The 15,635-nt window shown below is 49.2% G+C and carries 14 protein-coding genes; 4 read left to right on the top strand and 10 right to left on the bottom strand.

The annotated features are described in order from the left end of the window. Positions 1 to 39 precede the first annotated feature (39 nt). The gene (gene ubiU / locus EXY25_RS10175; protein WP_130566645.1) at positions 40 to 1,035 is read left to right on the top strand and encodes a ubiquinone anaerobic biosynthesis protein UbiU; all 996 of its coding nucleotides are present in this window, start codon (positions 40 to 42) and stop codon (positions 1,033 to 1,035) included. Between the two features lie 13 nt (positions 1,036 to 1,048). Then, entirely contained in the window at positions 1,049 to 1,927 is an 879-nt protein-coding gene (locus EXY25_RS10170; protein ID WP_130566644.1) for a U32 family peptidase, read from the top strand. Between the two features lie 55 nt (positions 1,928 to 1,982). Here the strand turns inward: EXY25_RS10170 and EXY25_RS10165 are convergent, their stop codons facing one another. Further along, positions 1,983 to 3,248, bottom strand: a complete 1,266-nt coding sequence (locus EXY25_RS10165; RefSeq protein WP_425455764.1) for a glutamate-5-semialdehyde dehydrogenase — start codon at positions 3,246 to 3,248, stop codon at positions 1,983 to 1,985. Between the two features lie 9 nt (positions 3,249 to 3,257). Next, a complete protein-coding gene (gene proB, locus EXY25_RS10160) occupies positions 3,258 to 4,376 on the bottom strand; it encodes a glutamate 5-kinase (RefSeq protein ID WP_114338678.1) in 1,119 nt (372 codons plus the stop codon). A 363-nt stretch (positions 4,377 to 4,739) separates the two neighbouring features. Here proB and EXY25_RS10155 point away from each other — a divergent pair, with 363 nt between their 5' ends. Beyond that, positions 4,740 to 6,242, top strand: coding sequence for a GGDEF domain-containing protein (locus EXY25_RS10155; RefSeq protein ID WP_130566642.1), 1,503 nt, complete (start codon positions 4,740 to 4,742; stop codon positions 6,240 to 6,242). Here EXY25_RS10155 and EXY25_RS10150 read toward each other — a convergent pair. Genes EXY25_RS10150 through EXY25_RS10140 form a run of 3 tightly spaced genes read right to left on the bottom strand, consistent with a single transcriptional unit; the run spans position 6,223 to position 9,289 of the window. Continuing rightward, the gene (locus EXY25_RS10150) at positions 6,223 to 7,464 is read right to left on the bottom strand and encodes an alpha/beta fold hydrolase (RefSeq protein ID WP_130566641.1); all 1,242 of its coding nucleotides are present in this window, start codon (positions 7,462 to 7,464) and stop codon (positions 6,223 to 6,225) included. The genes EXY25_RS10155 and EXY25_RS10150 overlap by 20 nt on opposite strands. 20 nt (positions 7,465 to 7,484) lie before the next feature. Continuing rightward, the gene (gene gpt, locus EXY25_RS10145) at positions 7,485 to 7,964 is read right to left on the bottom strand and encodes a xanthine phosphoribosyltransferase (protein ID WP_114338681.1); all 480 of its coding nucleotides are present in this window, start codon (positions 7,962 to 7,964) and stop codon (positions 7,485 to 7,487) included. Between the two features lie 26 nt (positions 7,965 to 7,990). Then, a complete protein-coding gene (locus EXY25_RS10140) occupies positions 7,991 to 9,289 on the bottom strand; it encodes an NCS2 family permease (protein ID WP_130566640.1) in 1,299 nt (432 codons plus the stop codon). Positions 9,290 to 9,736: 447 nt separating this feature from the next. On the opposite strand from EXY25_RS10140, the gene EXY25_RS10135 reads away from it, so the two are divergent. Further along, positions 9,737 to 11,194 (top strand): aminoacyl-histidine dipeptidase, encoded by a 1,458-nt coding sequence (locus EXY25_RS10135; RefSeq protein WP_130566639.1) that lies wholly within the window; start codon positions 9,737 to 9,739, stop codon positions 11,192 to 11,194. Between the two features lie 81 nt (positions 11,195 to 11,275). On the opposite strand, the gene dinB is transcribed toward EXY25_RS10135, so the two are convergent. The 5 genes from dinB to nqrE all read right to left on the bottom strand — a co-directional run bounded on the left by dinB (position 11,276) and on the right by nqrE (position 15,634). Next, positions 11,276 to 12,349, bottom strand: a complete 1,074-nt coding sequence (gene dinB, locus EXY25_RS10130) for a DNA polymerase IV (RefSeq protein ID WP_130566638.1) — start codon at positions 12,347 to 12,349, stop codon at positions 11,276 to 11,278. Between the two features lie 135 nt (positions 12,350 to 12,484). Beyond that, positions 12,485 to 12,709 carry a (Na+)-NQR maturation NqrM gene (gene nqrM / locus EXY25_RS10125; RefSeq protein WP_114338685.1) on the bottom strand — a complete coding sequence of 75 codons (225 nt, stop codon included), beginning with the start codon at positions 12,707 to 12,709 and terminating at the stop codon, positions 12,485 to 12,487. A 4-nt stretch (positions 12,710 to 12,713) separates the two neighbouring features. Then, the gene (locus EXY25_RS10120; protein WP_130566637.1) at positions 12,714 to 13,754 is read right to left on the bottom strand and encodes an FAD:protein FMN transferase; all 1,041 of its coding nucleotides are present in this window, start codon (positions 13,752 to 13,754) and stop codon (positions 12,714 to 12,716) included. A 6-nt stretch (positions 13,755 to 13,760) separates the two neighbouring features. Next, positions 13,761 to 14,984: an NADH:ubiquinone reductase (Na(+)-transporting) subunit F gene (gene nqrF, locus EXY25_RS10115; RefSeq protein ID WP_114338687.1), complete on the bottom strand. Its 1,224-nt coding sequence runs from the start codon at positions 14,982 to 14,984 to the stop codon at positions 13,761 to 13,763. Positions 14,985 to 15,025: 41 nt separating this feature from the next. After that, positions 15,026 to 15,634, bottom strand: coding sequence for an NADH:ubiquinone reductase (Na(+)-transporting) subunit E (gene nqrE, locus EXY25_RS10110; protein WP_114338688.1), 609 nt, complete (start codon positions 15,632 to 15,634; stop codon positions 15,026 to 15,028). Between the last annotated feature and the right edge of the window lies 1 nt (position 15,635).

The raw sequence follows: 15,635 nt of genomic DNA, 5'->3' as shown, positions 1-15,635 counted from the left end.
CCTACAATGCAGTCAATTGTGTTCGATAGAGACAAAAACATGGAGTTATTGTGCCCAGCTGGCACCTTGCCAGCGTTGAAGACCGCCATTGACCATGGTGCTGACGCCATCTATTTAGGGTTAAAAGATGACACCAACGCGCGTCATTTTGCGGGTCTGAACTTTAATGAAAAGCGACTCGAACAAGGTATCGCCTATGCTCATCAACGGGGCAAGAGAGTCCAGATAGCTATCAACACCTTCGCCCACCCTGGCGCTGAAAAACGCTGGCAATATGCTGTAGATGCGGCCGTAGCCAGCGGTATTGACGCCCTTATTCTTGCCGATATCGGTGTGCTTGACTACGCCGCTAATCGATACCCGGATGCAGAGCTTCACCTGTCAGTGCAAGCATCAGCCACGAGCGCCGATGCGATACGCATGTATCAACAGCAATTTGGTGTGCAACGGGTCGTATTACCCCGGGTGCTGTCTATTAAACAGGTAAAACAGTTGGCTCAGGCCACGGATGTAGAACTGGAAGTTTTCGCTTTTGGTAGTCTCTGCATCATGTCTGAAGGACGCTGCTATTTAAGCTCTTATATGACAGGAGAGAGCCCAAATACCGCAGGCGCCTGCTCTCCCGCTAAGTTCGTTCGCTGGGAATCAAGAGACGATCAACTAGATGTACGGCTGAATAAAGTACTGATCGACCGTTTTGGTCAAGATGAAAATGCCGGCTACCCAACACTGTGCAAAGGCCGGTTTGATGTCGATGGTCAGCGTTACCATGTGTTGGAAGAGCCCACAAGTCTCAATACCTTAGAGCTATTACCAGACTTACTGCAATCAGGTATTGCCGCGGTAAAAATAGAGGGGCGACAACGCAGCCCTGCCTATGTGGCAAAGGTAACGCAAGTATGGCGCGAGGCAATAGACCAAGCGAAGCGTGTTGGCAAAGCCTATCAACCCGATCCTAAGGGCATGGCCGAACTTAGCCAGTTGTCCGAAGGCTATCAAACCACCCTGGGTCCTTATCACAAAGCCTGGCAGTAACAGGAACAGAACAATGCAGATTTCACTTGGCCCAGTCCGTTATTATTGGCCGAAAACAGAAATAGAAGCCTTCTATCAGCAAGCGATAGCAAGCGAGGCAGATATTATCTACCTCGGTGAGGTGGTATGCAGTAAACGCCGTGAGTTAAACAGCGAACAATGGTTCTCACTCGCAAAAGAGTTGGCCAATAACAGCAACAAGCAGATAGTACTATCGACACTGGCACTGATATCCGCAGAGTCGGAACTGAAAGAGCTGCAACGCTACTGCGATAACGGTGAGCTATTGGTAGAGGCCAATGATATTGCCGCAGTACAACAGATGAGCGAGCGCAAACTTCCATTCGTGGTGGGCAGCCAAATCAATTGTTATAACCTCAGTGCCCTGAAGCGATTGTTAGCCATGGGCATGAGCCGCTGGGTGATGCCAGTAGAGCTATCATCAGACTGGCTATACACCTTGCTAGAACAAGCGGAAGACGCCGGTATCCGGCAGCAGTTTGAAGTAGAAGTCCAGAGTCATGGCCACCTTCCCCTGGCTTATTCTGCACGCTGCTTTACTGCACGCTCTGAAGATCGTCCCAAAGATAAATGTCAAAAGTGCTGCCTGAACTATCCCCAAGGACGTGCTGTCCATAGCCAGGAAGGTGAACGTCTGTTTACCCTTAATGGCTTGGAAACCCAATCAGGACTCAGTTACAACCTATTCAACGAAATACCAAACATGGTGGGGAAAGTTGACATCGCCCGCATCAGTCCGCAACAGATGGATATTGCGCCTTTGGTCTCGGCATTCAAACAGCAGCTAACCGCCCCCATTCATTCCCCCTTATCTACAGATGAATGTAATGGCTATTGGCACCGCCTCGCTGGGATGGTGCAAAGCCAATAGAGCGCACAATAAAAAAGGCAGCTCACGCTGCCTTTTTCACGATAACAGATACCTGTTACGAGCGAACAGTATAGTCGCCCTCGATCACCCACTTATAGGTGGTAAGCTCAACCAAACCCATTGGACCTCTGGCATGCAGTTTCTGAGTACTAACCGCTACTTCAGCACCTAAGCCAAACTGACTACCATCAGTAAAACGTGTTGAAGCATTCACGTAAACGGCTGCCGACGTCACGCCATTAACAAAGGCCGTCGCGTTCGCCATATCGTTGGTTAGAATGCCATCAGAATGTTCACTACTGTGCTCACGAATATGCATCAGCGCCGCTTCTAGATCTGCAACAACCTTAATCCCTAAGATTAACGCCAACCATTCCTGATCAAAGTCTTCAGCTCCTGCAGCATGCACATTTGCGCTGCTGCCAGCCAACAAAGGCAAACTCTGTTCGCAAGCACGAAGCTCAACGCCTGACTGAGCCAAACGCTCGGCAAGTGCAGGCAGCAACTCCGCAGCCGCCGCTTCATGTACCAGTAACGTATCGAGGGCATTACACACACTTGGTCGCTGAACTTTGGCGTTCTCAACGACATCAACCACTTTTTCCAAATCGGCCGATGCATCTGCAAATAGGTGGCAGATACCAATACCACCGGTGATCACAGGAATAGTGCTCTGCTCTTTACAGAGCTTATGCAGACCTGCACCACCGCGGGGAATGATCATATCTACATAATTGTCCAAGCGCAGCAGCTCAGCAACCAAAGCACGATCGGGGTTTTCAATATACTGCACCGCCTGCATAGGTAACTCAGCGGCAGCCAATGCCTGTTGCACAACACGAGTTAATACCATGTTTGAGTGAACAGTCTCTTTTCCCCCTCGCAAGATCGCCGCATTGCCGGTTTTCAACGCCAAGGCTGCGACATCAATAGTCACATTAGGGCGCGCTTCGTAGATCACTCCCATGACACCGACAGGGATGCGGCGGCGGCTTAACCGCAGGCCATTCTCCAGCAAGCGACCTTCGATCACTTCACCCACGGGGTCAGCGAGTTCGGCGACACTGCGAACATCGGCAGCGATTGCGGATAGACGTGACTCATCTAACAACAAACGGTCGAGCAACGCCTCGGTCAAACCATTAGCACGCCCCGCTTCAATATCTTTGTTATTAGCGGTCAAGATCTCGGTCTGATGCGTCACCAGACCATCGGCGATCGCTATCAACGCTTTGTTTTTCGCCCGAGTTGAGGCGGTTGCCAGTTCATAACTGGCTTGCTTGGCCTGTTGACCAAGGGTTTGCAATACGCTCATCTGCATCCTCTGCGCTTAAATCAAAACCAGGTCGTCACGATGAACAACAACCGGGCCAAAATGTATTTGTAAACGTTCACTAATCTGTTCTGAATGGCATCCCATGATCTGCTTCAACTCTTCCATGCCGTAACGGCTGATCCCACGTGCCACTTCGCACCCCTTTTCATCGCACAAAGCGACCAGGGCACCGCGGGAAAAGCTCCCTTCAAGAGCAACGATCCCCGCGGGCAGCAGACTAGAGCCTTGATTACATATCGCTTTCACCGCACCGGCATCGATATGAATAGAGCCGCTCTGCTTTGGCCCGGCAAATAGCCACTGCTTCCGAGCATCCAACGGGGCTGGGTGTGCCACAAAACGGGTTCCCACCGACTCACCACCACAGGCTCCGGTAATGACATCAGGGTGGTGTCCAGCAGCAATGATGACATCAATACCCGCGCGCCTTGCTACATCAGCCGCCTGTAGCTTGGTTGCCATGCCCCCCGTACCCAGGCCACTCACACTGTCGCCTGCAATACTCCGTAGCGTTTCATCGATAGTCTCGACTTCCCGAATTAACTTAGCGTCAGGGTTACTCCTAGGATCGGCAGTAAACAACCCGGGTTGATCAGTTAACAGCAGCAGCAGATCGGCATCCGCCAAGATCGCAGCCAACGCCGATAAATTATCATTGTCGCCTACTTTTATCTCTGCTGTCGCCACCGCGTCATTTTCGTTAATTACCGGAACAATGCGATGCTTCAATAACGTTTTCAGCGTGTCCTGTGCATTCAGGTAGCGCTCACGATCTTCTAAATCAGCACGGGTTAGCAACATTTGCCCCACGTGCAGGCCATATAAGTTGAACAAAGACTCCCAAGTAAGTATCAACTGGCTTTGTCCAACCGCGGCCAGCATCTGCTTCGACGCCACATTATCGGCTATGGTGGGAAAGTTGAGGTGTTCACGGCCTGCAGCAATTGCGCCAGACGATACCAACACCACTTCACAACCCGCTTTATGCAAAGCAGCTATTTGGCGCGTTAACTCAACCATGTGCGCTTTATCGAGCAACTGACTGCCGCCGGTAAGCACACTGGTGCCCAGTTTGACAACAATGGTTGGGTATTTTGATGCTAATTCGCCCATCTAATCCTGCTACTCGCTGTAAAGGTTACTTTACCAATAAGGAAGTTGTGCAGGATACTGCGACTAAAGGGGGGCATGCAATAGGCGAACGCTGGCGAGAAAAAATATTGCTCTTCAGAGCATCAGCAACCACTTCAGGCTAACAACTGCCAATCCGCACTACGACATAAAATTGCTGAGTTATCGGGCGAGTTGCAGCCCAATTTAAAAAGAGCCAGAAACAGACGGCTTTTCCCGATAACCATGGATAAATGGCCAAAATAGTCAGTGATATTGCTAACGCTCGGATCTAACAACAGGTTTTAGTTTAAGAAAACCAATATCAGGCTATATTTAGCATGATGGTTTTATAGGATCCAATGAATGAGCAGGCTCACCACAAGGCTGTTGGGAATTTTCGTCTTAGCATTTGCCGTTGGCTTAATAACCTTATTGGCGAGCCGCTACTTCTGGTTGCAGCCCACTGAAATAGCGACACAAGATACCTTAGATCGCGCAACCATAGAGCGCTACCAGTTAGCGCTTAAAGCCACTTCCTTTCAGCTTAAGCAAAACGCCGCTCAGCTTGATAACAATTTCTTTCAACGCCAAATAAATCAAGGCTGGCATGATAAAACATTCGATGCAGCATGGCTGCTGGACAGCACACAACAGCTTTTACTTACTGCTGGTAAAGAGCCTATTTCCAATCAACAGATAGCCCCAGAAAGGCTTACTCTACTGCTCAGTCAGATCCTCAACCAACCCTTCGATAGCAGCTCTGAACATCCTGTTTGGTTGAATACACCATCGGGAGCCGCCCTAGTTGTAAAAGCAAGAAATGAGTTATCACAACAAGTGGTCGCGATACAGCTTTGGACAGCCGCCAGAATAAACACTTGGCAAACACACTGGTCTCTACCGCTGAATGCTATTTGGTTGCATGACAACAGCACCCCTGGCTCTCTGCGGCGTGCTGCCGCATCATTGATACCTTACAGCGAACGCTCTCCAGTACGAATGTCCGACAAATTACGTTGGGTCATCGCCGACAGCAGTGATACCCCCTTGATGCTGTGGGAGGTCAGCGCACCAACAACGCTGCCCTTCAGCGGGTTAACCAAAGCACAAATCTGTCTGTTGATAGGCTGGCTCGTGGCTTTGGTGATCTCTGGCACGCTCATCCTAAAACAGTTCATCCAGCCTCAACTACAACTAAAAAAAGCACTACAACAAAGAAATATCGAAAGTGACTACCACCACCCAATCACTATCACCGTAGGCGATGGTCTGACCCGCGAATGTAACTTGTTAATGCGCCATATCCAACAGCAAGATAATCGCCTGTTGAAGCTTTCACACCAAGTCGAGTTATTGAGCAAAACTGACACACTAACCGGGCTGGCCAATAGGCAAAGGTTGGAAGAGTTTCTCGAACAAGAGTGGTCACGCGCTAAGCAGCTTTCCAATTACCTCTGCTTCGGCCTATGCGATCTGGATATGTTTAAGAGTTTCAACGAACGATATGGGGTTGCTCTCGGGGACTCAGCTCTTAAAGAGGTGGCTAAAACATTGGAAGGCAATCTTCATCGAGCCACAGATCTGGTTGCTCGACTCAGCGGCGCCACATTTGCCATCATCCTCACGGACACTGATGGTGCTGGCGCTAAAGTAGTTGGTGATAAATTACTGCAAGCAATTAGTGAGTTAAACATTCCTCACGCCGATTCCGAGCATAAAATGTTATCGATTAGTATAGGTTGCCTGCCAATGCTGCCAGAAGGGAATTGCACCATTGAACTACTGCTCGCCCAAGCCAATCACGCTTTGGTACAAGCGAAAAGCAAGGGCGGTAACCAGGTCAGCGTTACGTCAAATAAGGTTTAAGCCAAGCGACACTCTGGGTAAACGCTTGCTCCATGCTGTGAATAATATCCGCTCTATCGACCATTAGGCGTTTGTTTTCGCGGCTTGCGTTAAGCATGAGTTTGATATCACCCTCAGGAAACTGCTCGTCCGCTTCCATACCCACAGCTAACATCGGCACACTGCACTTTCGTGATAGAAGCCCCTGACGCACCAAAGAGAATGTTTGCGCCTTTACAGCAAAGTTGCTCATCTCTTTTACATCAGTGTAGAGACGGGAGGCTATCTGATCCTTGAGCATCGGCGACAACATTGACGTCATCCGCCCATTGACAAATAACTCGTGTAGCGGGCCGCCAATATTCACCACGGCCTTGAGTAATTCAGGCTTAAGATAAGCAAGGCGTGTAGCAATATTCCCGCCCATTCGCAAACCGATCATCGCGACTTTCTTATCATCAACCCAAGGGCATGCTGGCAAAAACTCAAGGACGGCTTGATGTAAACGCGAGATATCCTCGTTAATTGGCCAGCGTTCACTGTAACCAACTCCAGGCATATCCACCGTCAACATAGCAAAACCGGCGGGGCGTAAGACATCGTCGAAAAGATGAAAAAAACCGTTCTGCAACACATCGCCACCACCACACACAATCACCACTGGCGGTGGAAAGTCGTCATGCGGAAGGTGAAGACTGGCGATAATCTTCTGGCCCTTGTAAGGCACCTCTAGCACCCGCAAGGGACAAGGAAACCAGCGCCCCGCTTCACGGTACGCATGGTTAGATCTGACACGGGCTTCTTGGGCTAGCTGATCACCTCGCAGATGAGGGTAACTAGCAATGGTGTAATAGAGCGAAGCGCGCAACAGGTGGTCACGGGCAGCAAAATGATCGCTGGCTACGACCTCTTTGGCCAGCGCCTGACAACGTGCGGCTTCCTGGCTCCATTCAAACACCCAGTTTCCGGGACGAAACCCTTCAACGGTGTCGAGCAAAGCATCAAAACTACGGGGGTTATCCGACGCCGCAATTTTCGCCAGCACTTCCTGAACCACAATCGGGTCTGCCCCAGCCATGATCCAACGTAGGAACCTATGCTCACGGTACCAATGTAAGCCCTCTGGTGGGATCCAACTTTTATCACGCGCACCGCTGACCGTCGATGTTTCAGCTACCCTACTCCGTTGCACACCCGCTCTTGCGGCAACATTGTCTTCCTTCATATCCATCATCGACGTCATAACGTTTGCTCCTGAATAGGCTACGCTTCCGATTCCGCAATTGGTGCGATGTAATTTAGCTGCATATCCCAAGGGAACTGGATCCAAGTATCCTGCTCCACATCGGCAACATACTCATCCACTAAAGGGCTGCCCTGAGGCTTAGCATATACAGTCACAAACTTGGCTTTAGGGAACATTTCGCGGATCGCTTTCGCGGTTTCGCCAGTATCAACCAAATCATCAACCACTAAGAAACCTTCACCATCAGAGGTCTCTGCACCCTTCAGCACTTTTAGTTCACGCTGCGAGTCATGGTCATAACTGGAAATACAAACGGTGTCGATATAGCGAATATTCAACTCTCGCGCCAAAATCCCCGCAGGAACCAGGCCACCACGCGTCACTGCGATAATGCCTTTCCATTGGTCAGCAGGCAGCTGACGCAACGCCAATTCTCTAGTGGCACGATGAAACTCTTCCCATGAGACAAAAAATTCTTTGTTGGTTTTAAAACTCATAGCGTCCTCTTGATCGCAGTGTTCTTTTAGTGAGGGACGAAAGCCAGCTTAATCACTGACAAAATAGCCAATACCCAGATAGCAACATTGACCTCTTTATGACGGCCACTAAGTACCTTAATAACTGCGTAGCTGATAAAGCCCAAGGCAATACCATTCGCAATAGAAAAAGTAAGAGGCATCAACACGGCTACCACTGCAGCAGGCGCTGACTCAGTCAGGTCATCCCACTTCACATTAGCTAAGCCAGAAAGCATCAGTACTGAAACGTAAAATAGTGCAGCGGCAGTCGCGTACGCGGGCACCATGCCAGCCAACGGTGCGAAAAACAGCGCCAGCAAAAACAAGATGCCAACCACAACGGCTGTCAGTCCTGTCCGACCCCCCTCTTCTACACCCGCACCACTTTCAATATAGCTTGTCGTACTTGAAGTACCCAGAACAGCACCGGCAACTGTCGCTGAGGAGTCGGCCAGCAGCGCTTTACTTAAACGCGGAAGGTTGCCTTTCTCATCGGTTAAGTTACCGCGCTGAGCAACGGCTGTGAGGGTGCCCGCGGTGTCAAATAGATCAACAAACAAAAAGGCGAAAATCACACTGATCATAGCAACATCAAACGCCCCTGCTATATCGAGCTGAGCAAACGTTGGCGCAATAGAAGGCGGCATAGAAACAAGACCATGATAAACCTGCTTGTCATCAAACAGGAATGAGATCGCAGTGATAGCAAGGATCGCGATCATGACACCGCCTTTTACCTTACGATACTCCAGGGCAACAATGAGGAAGAAGCCAAGCGTAGCGAGGATCACTCCAGGTGTTTTGACGTCACCAAGGGTTACTAACGTGGCACCGTGATCAACAATAATCCCTGCGTTTTTGAGTGCGATAAGGCCCAGAAACAAACCAATACCGGCACCAATGCCGACCCTTAACACCTGCGGAATGGAGTTAATTATCCATTCACGTACTTTAAAAAGACTAAGCAGAACAAAAAGAACACCAGACAGGAATACCGCACCCAATGCGACTTCCCAGCTTTTACCCATGCCCATCACAACGGTAAACGTGAAAAAGGCATTCAGCCCCATGCCAGGCGCCTGTGCGATAGGGTAATTTGCCAACAAGCCCATGATGAAACAACCAATGGCAGCGGCGAGACAGGTAGCAACAAACACCGCTCCCTTGTCCATGCCAGCCAGTTCCAAAATATTAGGGTTCACAAAAACAATGTATGCCATTGTCAGGAACGTCGTAATTCCGGCAACCACCTCAGTTTTCACACTGGTCTTGTGGGCCTTAAGTTGGAACAACTTCTCCAGCATCGTCTGCTTCCTGTTCTGTCTTTAAGTTATAAAAAAATCCCGGCAACCGGAGGCTGTCAGGTTTGTTATTCGTTTTAATATGTGCGATCCAAACGTGTAGATTTAGATATAGATGAGGATCGAATGTTTCGCGAGCGTAATAAAACACATCGCTGATGGTGCGCCATTATCGCGATCTAGCCGTGAGCTTCAATAGGCACGCTTGACATGTGTCAACAAAGGCCAAAAGATGCTCCCTTTTGCTTAACGACAAAACAAAGCATAGCCAACCAAAAGCCACCCACGCCGACCCAAATAAACACTAGCAAAGTAAGCCAACAAGCGATGGGTGTTCATCAAAGTAAACACCCTCTTAACCACAGAGATGGCTCATCCCTCTGGTTCAATGATCAAGGGTTACGTAGAATCGATCTAAATGGCACACAGAGAGCCAGTTAGGAGCCTCCAGTGAAACAATTAGAAACCAGTAATGCCGGGCCTGTTTGGCATTTTTTCTCACAGATTTGCGCTATTCCCCACCCATCAAAACATGAACAACAATTGTCACTCTGGATCCAGCATTGGGCAAGAGAGAAAGGCTTGGCAGTAGATGAAGATGCCACAGGCAACTTAAAGATATCTAAACCCGCCACAGCAGGCATGGAAAATCGAGCAGGCGTGGTGATGCAGGCTCACCTGGATATGGTGCCACAAAAAAATAGTGACAGTACCCATGACTTTGTCACGGATCCGATCCGCCCTTACATTGATGGCGAATGGGTCACTGCCGATGGCACCACGTTAGGTGCGGACAATGGCATAGGTATGGCTTCTGCCCTGGCTATATTGGACAGTGATGATGTTCCCCATGGCCCACTCGAAGTGCTGCTAACGATTGATGAAGAAGCCGGCATGACGGGCGCCTTTAACCTGCAACCAGACTGGTTTAACGGCAAAATCCTGATCAACACTGATTCTGAGCAAAACGGTGAAGTCTATATGGGCTGCGCTGGCGGTGTTGATGCCAACTTCAATTTACCGATAGAGCGGGAAGTTGCATCAGGCCAGATGGCAGCAATGAAGTTTGAGCTGCGAGGGCTCAAAGGCGGCCACTCAGGTTGTGATATCCACCTTGGTCGCGGTACAGCAAACCAACTAATGGCACAACTGCTTCGACATATAGGCCAACAGCACACGCTGCAGGTGAGCAACTTTAGCGGTGGTAGCCTGCGCAACGCCATCGCCCGTGAAGCAGATTGTGAACTTTGGGTGTTCGCTACAGAGCAGGATGAGATACAAGCTAAGGCAGAGGCTTTTTTCCGTCAGCATCAACAGCTGTTATCAGTAAAAGAACCGACCATGAGCCTCGCCGTCAGCCGAGTGAGCAGCGACACTGTGCCACTGTCTCAGACCAGTAGCCAACAACTGATAAATTTACTTTGCGCGCTGCCCCATGGCGTGGTTCGTATGAGTGATAGCATTGAAGGCGTGGTAGAAACCTCAACCAACCTAGGCGTTGTTCGGACAGAGGCAGATACGGTCTCTGTGCAATGCCTAATACGTTCGCTTAACGATACTGGCCGCCAGCAAATTGCTGAGCAACACGCAGCAATCGCCGAACTCAGCGGTGCCAGCGTTAGTTTTGATGGTGCTTACCCTGGATGGGAGCCGGATACCAACTCTATTGCCATGACCACGGTACGTGAAACCTACCAAGCGCTATTTGGCAAACTGCCAAACATCATGGTGATCCACGCAGGTCTCGAATGCGGCCTGTTTAAAGCGGCTTACCCTGATTGGGATATGGTATCCATTGGACCAACTATTCGCTTCCCTCACTCGCCAGATGAGAAAGTAGAAATAGCCAGTGTTGATGACTATTGGACACTGCTCAAAGGTGTACTTGCAGCGATCCCTGCGGCCTAACCTCTGCCCCCTAAGGCACACAAATAGGGCTTGGATTATTCCCAGCCCTATTAATAGTTAAGGCATACAGAGTCACCAGCATCACCACTCAAACTGTAACTGTTTGGCACCTTCTTTCACTTCCGGTAAACCAATATTGAGCCCTACTAAACGGATCCCTCTGCCTTCCGCCCGTGCATAAGCCTTCTTCAGTAGATCAAGATACAAGCTCTGTCTCACTTGCGACGTGGTTTGTTCAACCGTGGTTTGTTGAAAGTCATCAAACTTTAGCTTCACACCCTGTTTATGGATCTGGCGTTTGGGATCATGTTTATCTAAGCGTTGTAGCAGTTCAGGTAGCAGATTGGCCGCAACCTCCTGACACTGTTGAAAAGTAGATATATCTTTACTCAATGTTGTTTCGACACCAACTGAGCGACGCACATGAGTTCCATCCACCGGGCGGTTATCTATACCAAAGCTTCTTTGCCATAAAGCTTCGCCAAATCGACCGACTAGCTGCACTATTTCATCCACGCTTTTTTCTCGACAATCCGCCGTAGTTCTCAATCCCATATCTGCCAACCGTTGCTCGGTTACCGGCCCGACTCCCGGGATCTTGCGCAACGGCAACGCGGCAACAAACGCCTCCACCCCATCAGGTGGAACAATACAGATGCCATTGGGCTTGTTCTCGTCGCTGGCTATTTTGGCAATAAATTTATTAGGAGCAACTCCGGCCGAGGCTGTTAACCCCGTTTCATTGACGATCTCAGTGCGGATAGCTTCAGCAATCAGCGTCGCACTGCCATGGTGTGCTTGGCAATGAGTCACATCTAAATAAGCCTCATCCAGAGATAAAGGCTCGATAAGGTTGGTATAACGTTGAAAGATACTCTGGATCTGCCGGGAAACCGACTTATAGGCATCAAAACGAGGCTTTACCAGAATCAGATTAGGGCACTGACGTAATGCCGTCGCCGTAGCCATCGCAGAGCGCACACCAAAGCGACGGGCGCTATAGTTACAAGTGGCGATCACCCCTCGGCGATCAGATTGACCACCAACCGCTATCGGCTTATCTCGCCATTGCGGATTATCTCGCATCTCAACGGCGGCATAAAAACAATCCATATCGATATGAATGATCTTTCTTTGCGGTGTTGACTTCGCCATTTCATTTAAACATTAAGCACTGTATATAAAAACAGTATAATAGTTAGTCTAGGTTTACTCCAGTGCGCAATATAAAAACTATTAAAAATAAAAAAGCACCCGCAGGTGCTTTAATCGAACAGCTATTAATCGCTATTAGATAATCCGGTGCTTCTCGAGCATTTCGCGACGTCGTTCCTCTTTCGCTTCCCGCTTCCTGCGCTTCTCACAGGGCTCAGGGCAATCACAGACTTTATCCATCCCCAAAGCTGCGATACCACCACAACTGCCAGCGATCTTCTTACGTTGCAATAGGTAACCAATGGCCATTGCTGCAACAACGGTTAATAACAAGCCAAAGGTAAGTAAAAACACAGTCATAATACTAAGATCCTTGGGACGCCAAGTACTGCTCAAAACTTGGGCTAGTGTACTCCACAAAGCCATCATCCGTCTTTACGATCATCAATACGGGTAACTGATGCTGCTCGGCAAACAAACGACCTTTTTCTGGCCCCATCACCATCAAAGCCGTAGCCAACCCATCTGCGGTCATACAACTTGGAGCGATCACTGTCGCCGAGACCAAACGATGATTAATCGGGTGGCCAGTTTCGGGATCGATGGTATGAGAATAACGGATACCACCGTCTTCAAAATAGTTTCGATAGTCACCAGACGTAGCAACCGCATTATCACCCGGCTCGATGATGCGTTGTACCATACGTGACTGGGTATCAGGCTTTTCAACGGCAATACGCCACTTGTTACCTTGCAGATTATCGCCACGGGTACGTAACTCGCCACCCACCTCAACCAAGTAGTTTCTATAACCCAAACTATCAAGCAGGTCAGCAACGCTATCCACACCATAGCCTTTAGCGATAGCGGATAGATCAACATAGAGATCCACTGCCGATTTTTGCAGTGAGTGTGCTGCGGTCACGGTTAACTGCTGATAACCCATTCGCGCTTTCGCCTCTGCTATTTCAGCAGCAGTTGGCGTCTCTTCCGGTCTGGCCTGGGGGCCAAACCCCCACAGATTGACCAACGGACCAATGGTGACGTCTAGCGCCCCCTTGGTCTGTTCACCAAGGCGCAATGCTTCCTTCACCACCTCGCTTGTGGCTGCAGATACGGTGAATGGCTGAAGTCCCTGGTACTGATTGAATCGACTCAGCTCAGAGTCTTGCCGATAGGTCGACATCTGATCGTTAACTAACTCAAGGCGCTGATCGATCTGCTTCTGTAACGCAGCGGTATCCTGGAGCGGGTTATCCACGACCAAAGTGATGTGGTAAAAGGTGCCCATGGTACTGCCAGCCAAACGCACCGCTTCAGGTGGCGTATGACTTGGACCGCAAGCTGAGATAAAAAAGGCCAGCCCAAACAGGGCCAGCCATTTTGTTAGTGATTGAATAGGCATTCCTATTTAACCACCAAAATCATCAAGCAGGATATTTTCATCCTCAACACCCAGATCTTTGAGCATGTTAATCACAGCAGCGTTCATAACTGGAGGACCACACATGTAATACTCACAATCTTCAGGAGCTTCATGGTCTCGCAGGTAATTTTCAAACAATACGTTATGAATAAAACCTGTATACCCATCCCAATTATCTTCAGGCTGCGGATCTGACAGAGCGACATGCCACTGGAAGTTCGGATGCTCTTTCTGCAGCATATCGAAATCTTCCACATAGAACATTTCGCGCTTAGAGCGAGCACCATACCAGAAGCTCATCTTACGCTTCGAATCAAGGCGACGTAGCTGATCGAAGATATGGCTGCGCATAGGTGCCATACCCGCACCACCACCAACAAATACCATTTCGTTCTCAGTCTCTTTAGCGAAGAACTCACCAAATGGACCTGAAATAGTGACCTTATCGCCCGCTTTCAAGTTAAAGATGAATGATGACATCTTACCGCACGGCGCACTTGGGTTATTTGGCGGTGGCGTAGCAATACGCACGTTTAGCATAATGATGCCAAACTCTTCCGGATAGTTCGCCATTGAATAGGCGCGGATGGTCTCTTCATCAACCTTAGATTCGAGGTTGAAGAAGCCAAAACGCTCCCAGTCACCACGATACTCTTCATCCACTTCGAAGTCTTTGTACTTCACGTGGTGTGCAGGGGCTTCGATCTGAATATAACCACCGGCACGGAAAGGTACGCTTTCACCGTCAGGAATTTTTAGCTTCAGCTCTTTAATGAAAGTCGCTTTGTTATCATTAGAGATAACCTCGCACTCCCACTTCTTAATACCGAAAACTTCCTCTTCCAGCTCAATCTTCATGTCCTGCTTCACATTGACCTGACAAGCCAAACGACAGCCATGTTTGGCTTCCCGCTTAGTGATATGGTCAAGCTCTGTTGGCAAGATATCTCCACCACCATCATGAATATCCACTCGGCACTGACCACATGAGCCACCACCACCACAAGCAGATGAGATGAAGATGCCGGAATCAGCCAGCACATTGAGCAACTTGCCGCCAGCGGCAGCGGTAATACTTTTATCTGGGTCGTCATTAATGGAGATGACCACATCCCCAGAACTAACCAGTTTCGACTTGGCAAACAGGATCACAAACACCAGCGCCAAGACGATTAGCGTGAACATACTTACGCCAAGAACAATTTCCATCGTCTTTTCCTTAGTAACTTATCACCGTCACGCTATGTGACTTAGAGTTGAACACCAGAGAAGGACATAAAGCCCAACGCCATCAAGCCAACAGTGATAAAGGTGATCCCCAACCCACGTAACCCATCGGGTACGTCCGAATACTTCATTTTTTCACGAATGCCAGCAAGCGCAGTAATAGCCAGCGCCCAACCCACACCACTACCGAAGCCGTAAACCACAGATTCAGTGAAATTGTAATCGCGCTCTACCATGAACATCACGCCACCAAAAATGGCACAGTTCACAGTAATCAACGGCAGGAAGATCCCTAGTGCGTTATAGAGTGGCGGGAAGTATTTATCCAGCAACATCTCCAAGATCTGAACCAGGGCTGCAATCACACCGATATAGGTGATAAAACCCAAAAAGCTCAAATCGGCTTCAGGTAGACCAGCCCATGCGAGCGCCCCTTCAGCCAACACAAAGTTATAAATCAGATTATTTACAGGAACTGCGATGGTCAGCACCACAATCACTGCCACGCCAAGGCCCAATGAAGTTTTCACCTTTTTCGAGACGGCGAGGAAAGTACACATTCCCAAGAAGAATGCGAGTGCCATATTTTCAACGAAAACGGCACGAACCATTAAACTAATATAATGTTCCATT

The organism is Corallincola spongiicola (genome assembly GCF_004284785.1).
In the GTDB taxonomy this organism is placed as follows: Bacteria; Pseudomonadota; Gammaproteobacteria; order Enterobacterales; family Neiellaceae; genus Corallincola; species Corallincola holothuriorum.
Note: the sequence above shows the minus strand (reverse complement) of the source record. Positions and strands in the feature narration are given on the sequence as shown.

What these genes read in the sequence shown, in the direction of transcription:
- EXY25_RS10140 (WP_130566640.1), bottom strand. Translation starts at nt 9,289, where the DNA reads ATGCTGGAGAAGTTGTTCCAACTTAAGGCCCACAAGACCAGTGTGAAA.
- nqrF (WP_114338687.1), bottom strand. Translation starts at nt 14,984, where the DNA reads ATGGAAATTGTTCTTGGCGTAAGTATGTTCACGCTAATCGTCTTGGCG.
- gpt (WP_114338681.1), bottom strand. Translation starts at nt 7,964, where the DNA reads ATGAGTTTTAAAACCAACAAAGAATTTTTTGTCTCATGGGAAGAGTTT.
- nqrE (WP_114338688.1), bottom strand. Translation starts at nt 15,634, where the DNA reads ATGGAACATTATATTAGTTTAATGGTTCGTGCCGTTTTCGTTGAAAAT.
- EXY25_RS10150 (WP_130566641.1), bottom strand. Translation starts at nt 7,464, where the DNA reads ATGACGTCGATGATGGATATGAAGGAAGACAATGTTGCCGCAAGAGCG.
- proB (WP_114338678.1), bottom strand. Translation starts at nt 4,376, where the DNA reads ATGGGCGAATTAGCATCAAAATACCCAACCATTGTTGTCAAACTGGGC.
- EXY25_RS10155 (WP_130566642.1), top strand. Translation starts at nt 4,740, where the DNA reads ATGAGCAGGCTCACCACAAGGCTGTTGGGAATTTTCGTCTTAGCATTT.
- EXY25_RS10170 (WP_130566644.1), top strand. Translation starts at nt 1,049, where the DNA reads ATGCAGATTTCACTTGGCCCAGTCCGTTATTATTGGCCGAAAACAGAA.
- EXY25_RS10165 (WP_425455764.1), bottom strand. Translation starts at nt 3,248, where the DNA reads ATGCAGATGAGCGTATTGCAAACCCTTGGTCAACAGGCCAAGCAAGCC.
- dinB (WP_130566638.1), bottom strand. Translation starts at nt 12,349, where the DNA reads ATGGCGAAGTCAACACCGCAAAGAAAGATCATTCATATCGATATGGAT.
- EXY25_RS10120 (WP_130566637.1), bottom strand. Translation starts at nt 13,754, where the DNA reads ATGCCTATTCAATCACTAACAAAATGGCTGGCCCTGTTTGGGCTGGCC.
- ubiU (WP_130566645.1), top strand. Translation starts at nt 40, where the DNA reads ATGGAGTTATTGTGCCCAGCTGGCACCTTGCCAGCGTTGAAGACCGCC.
- nqrM (WP_114338685.1), bottom strand. Translation starts at nt 12,709, where the DNA reads ATGACTGTGTTTTTACTTACCTTTGGCTTGTTATTAACCGTTGTTGCA.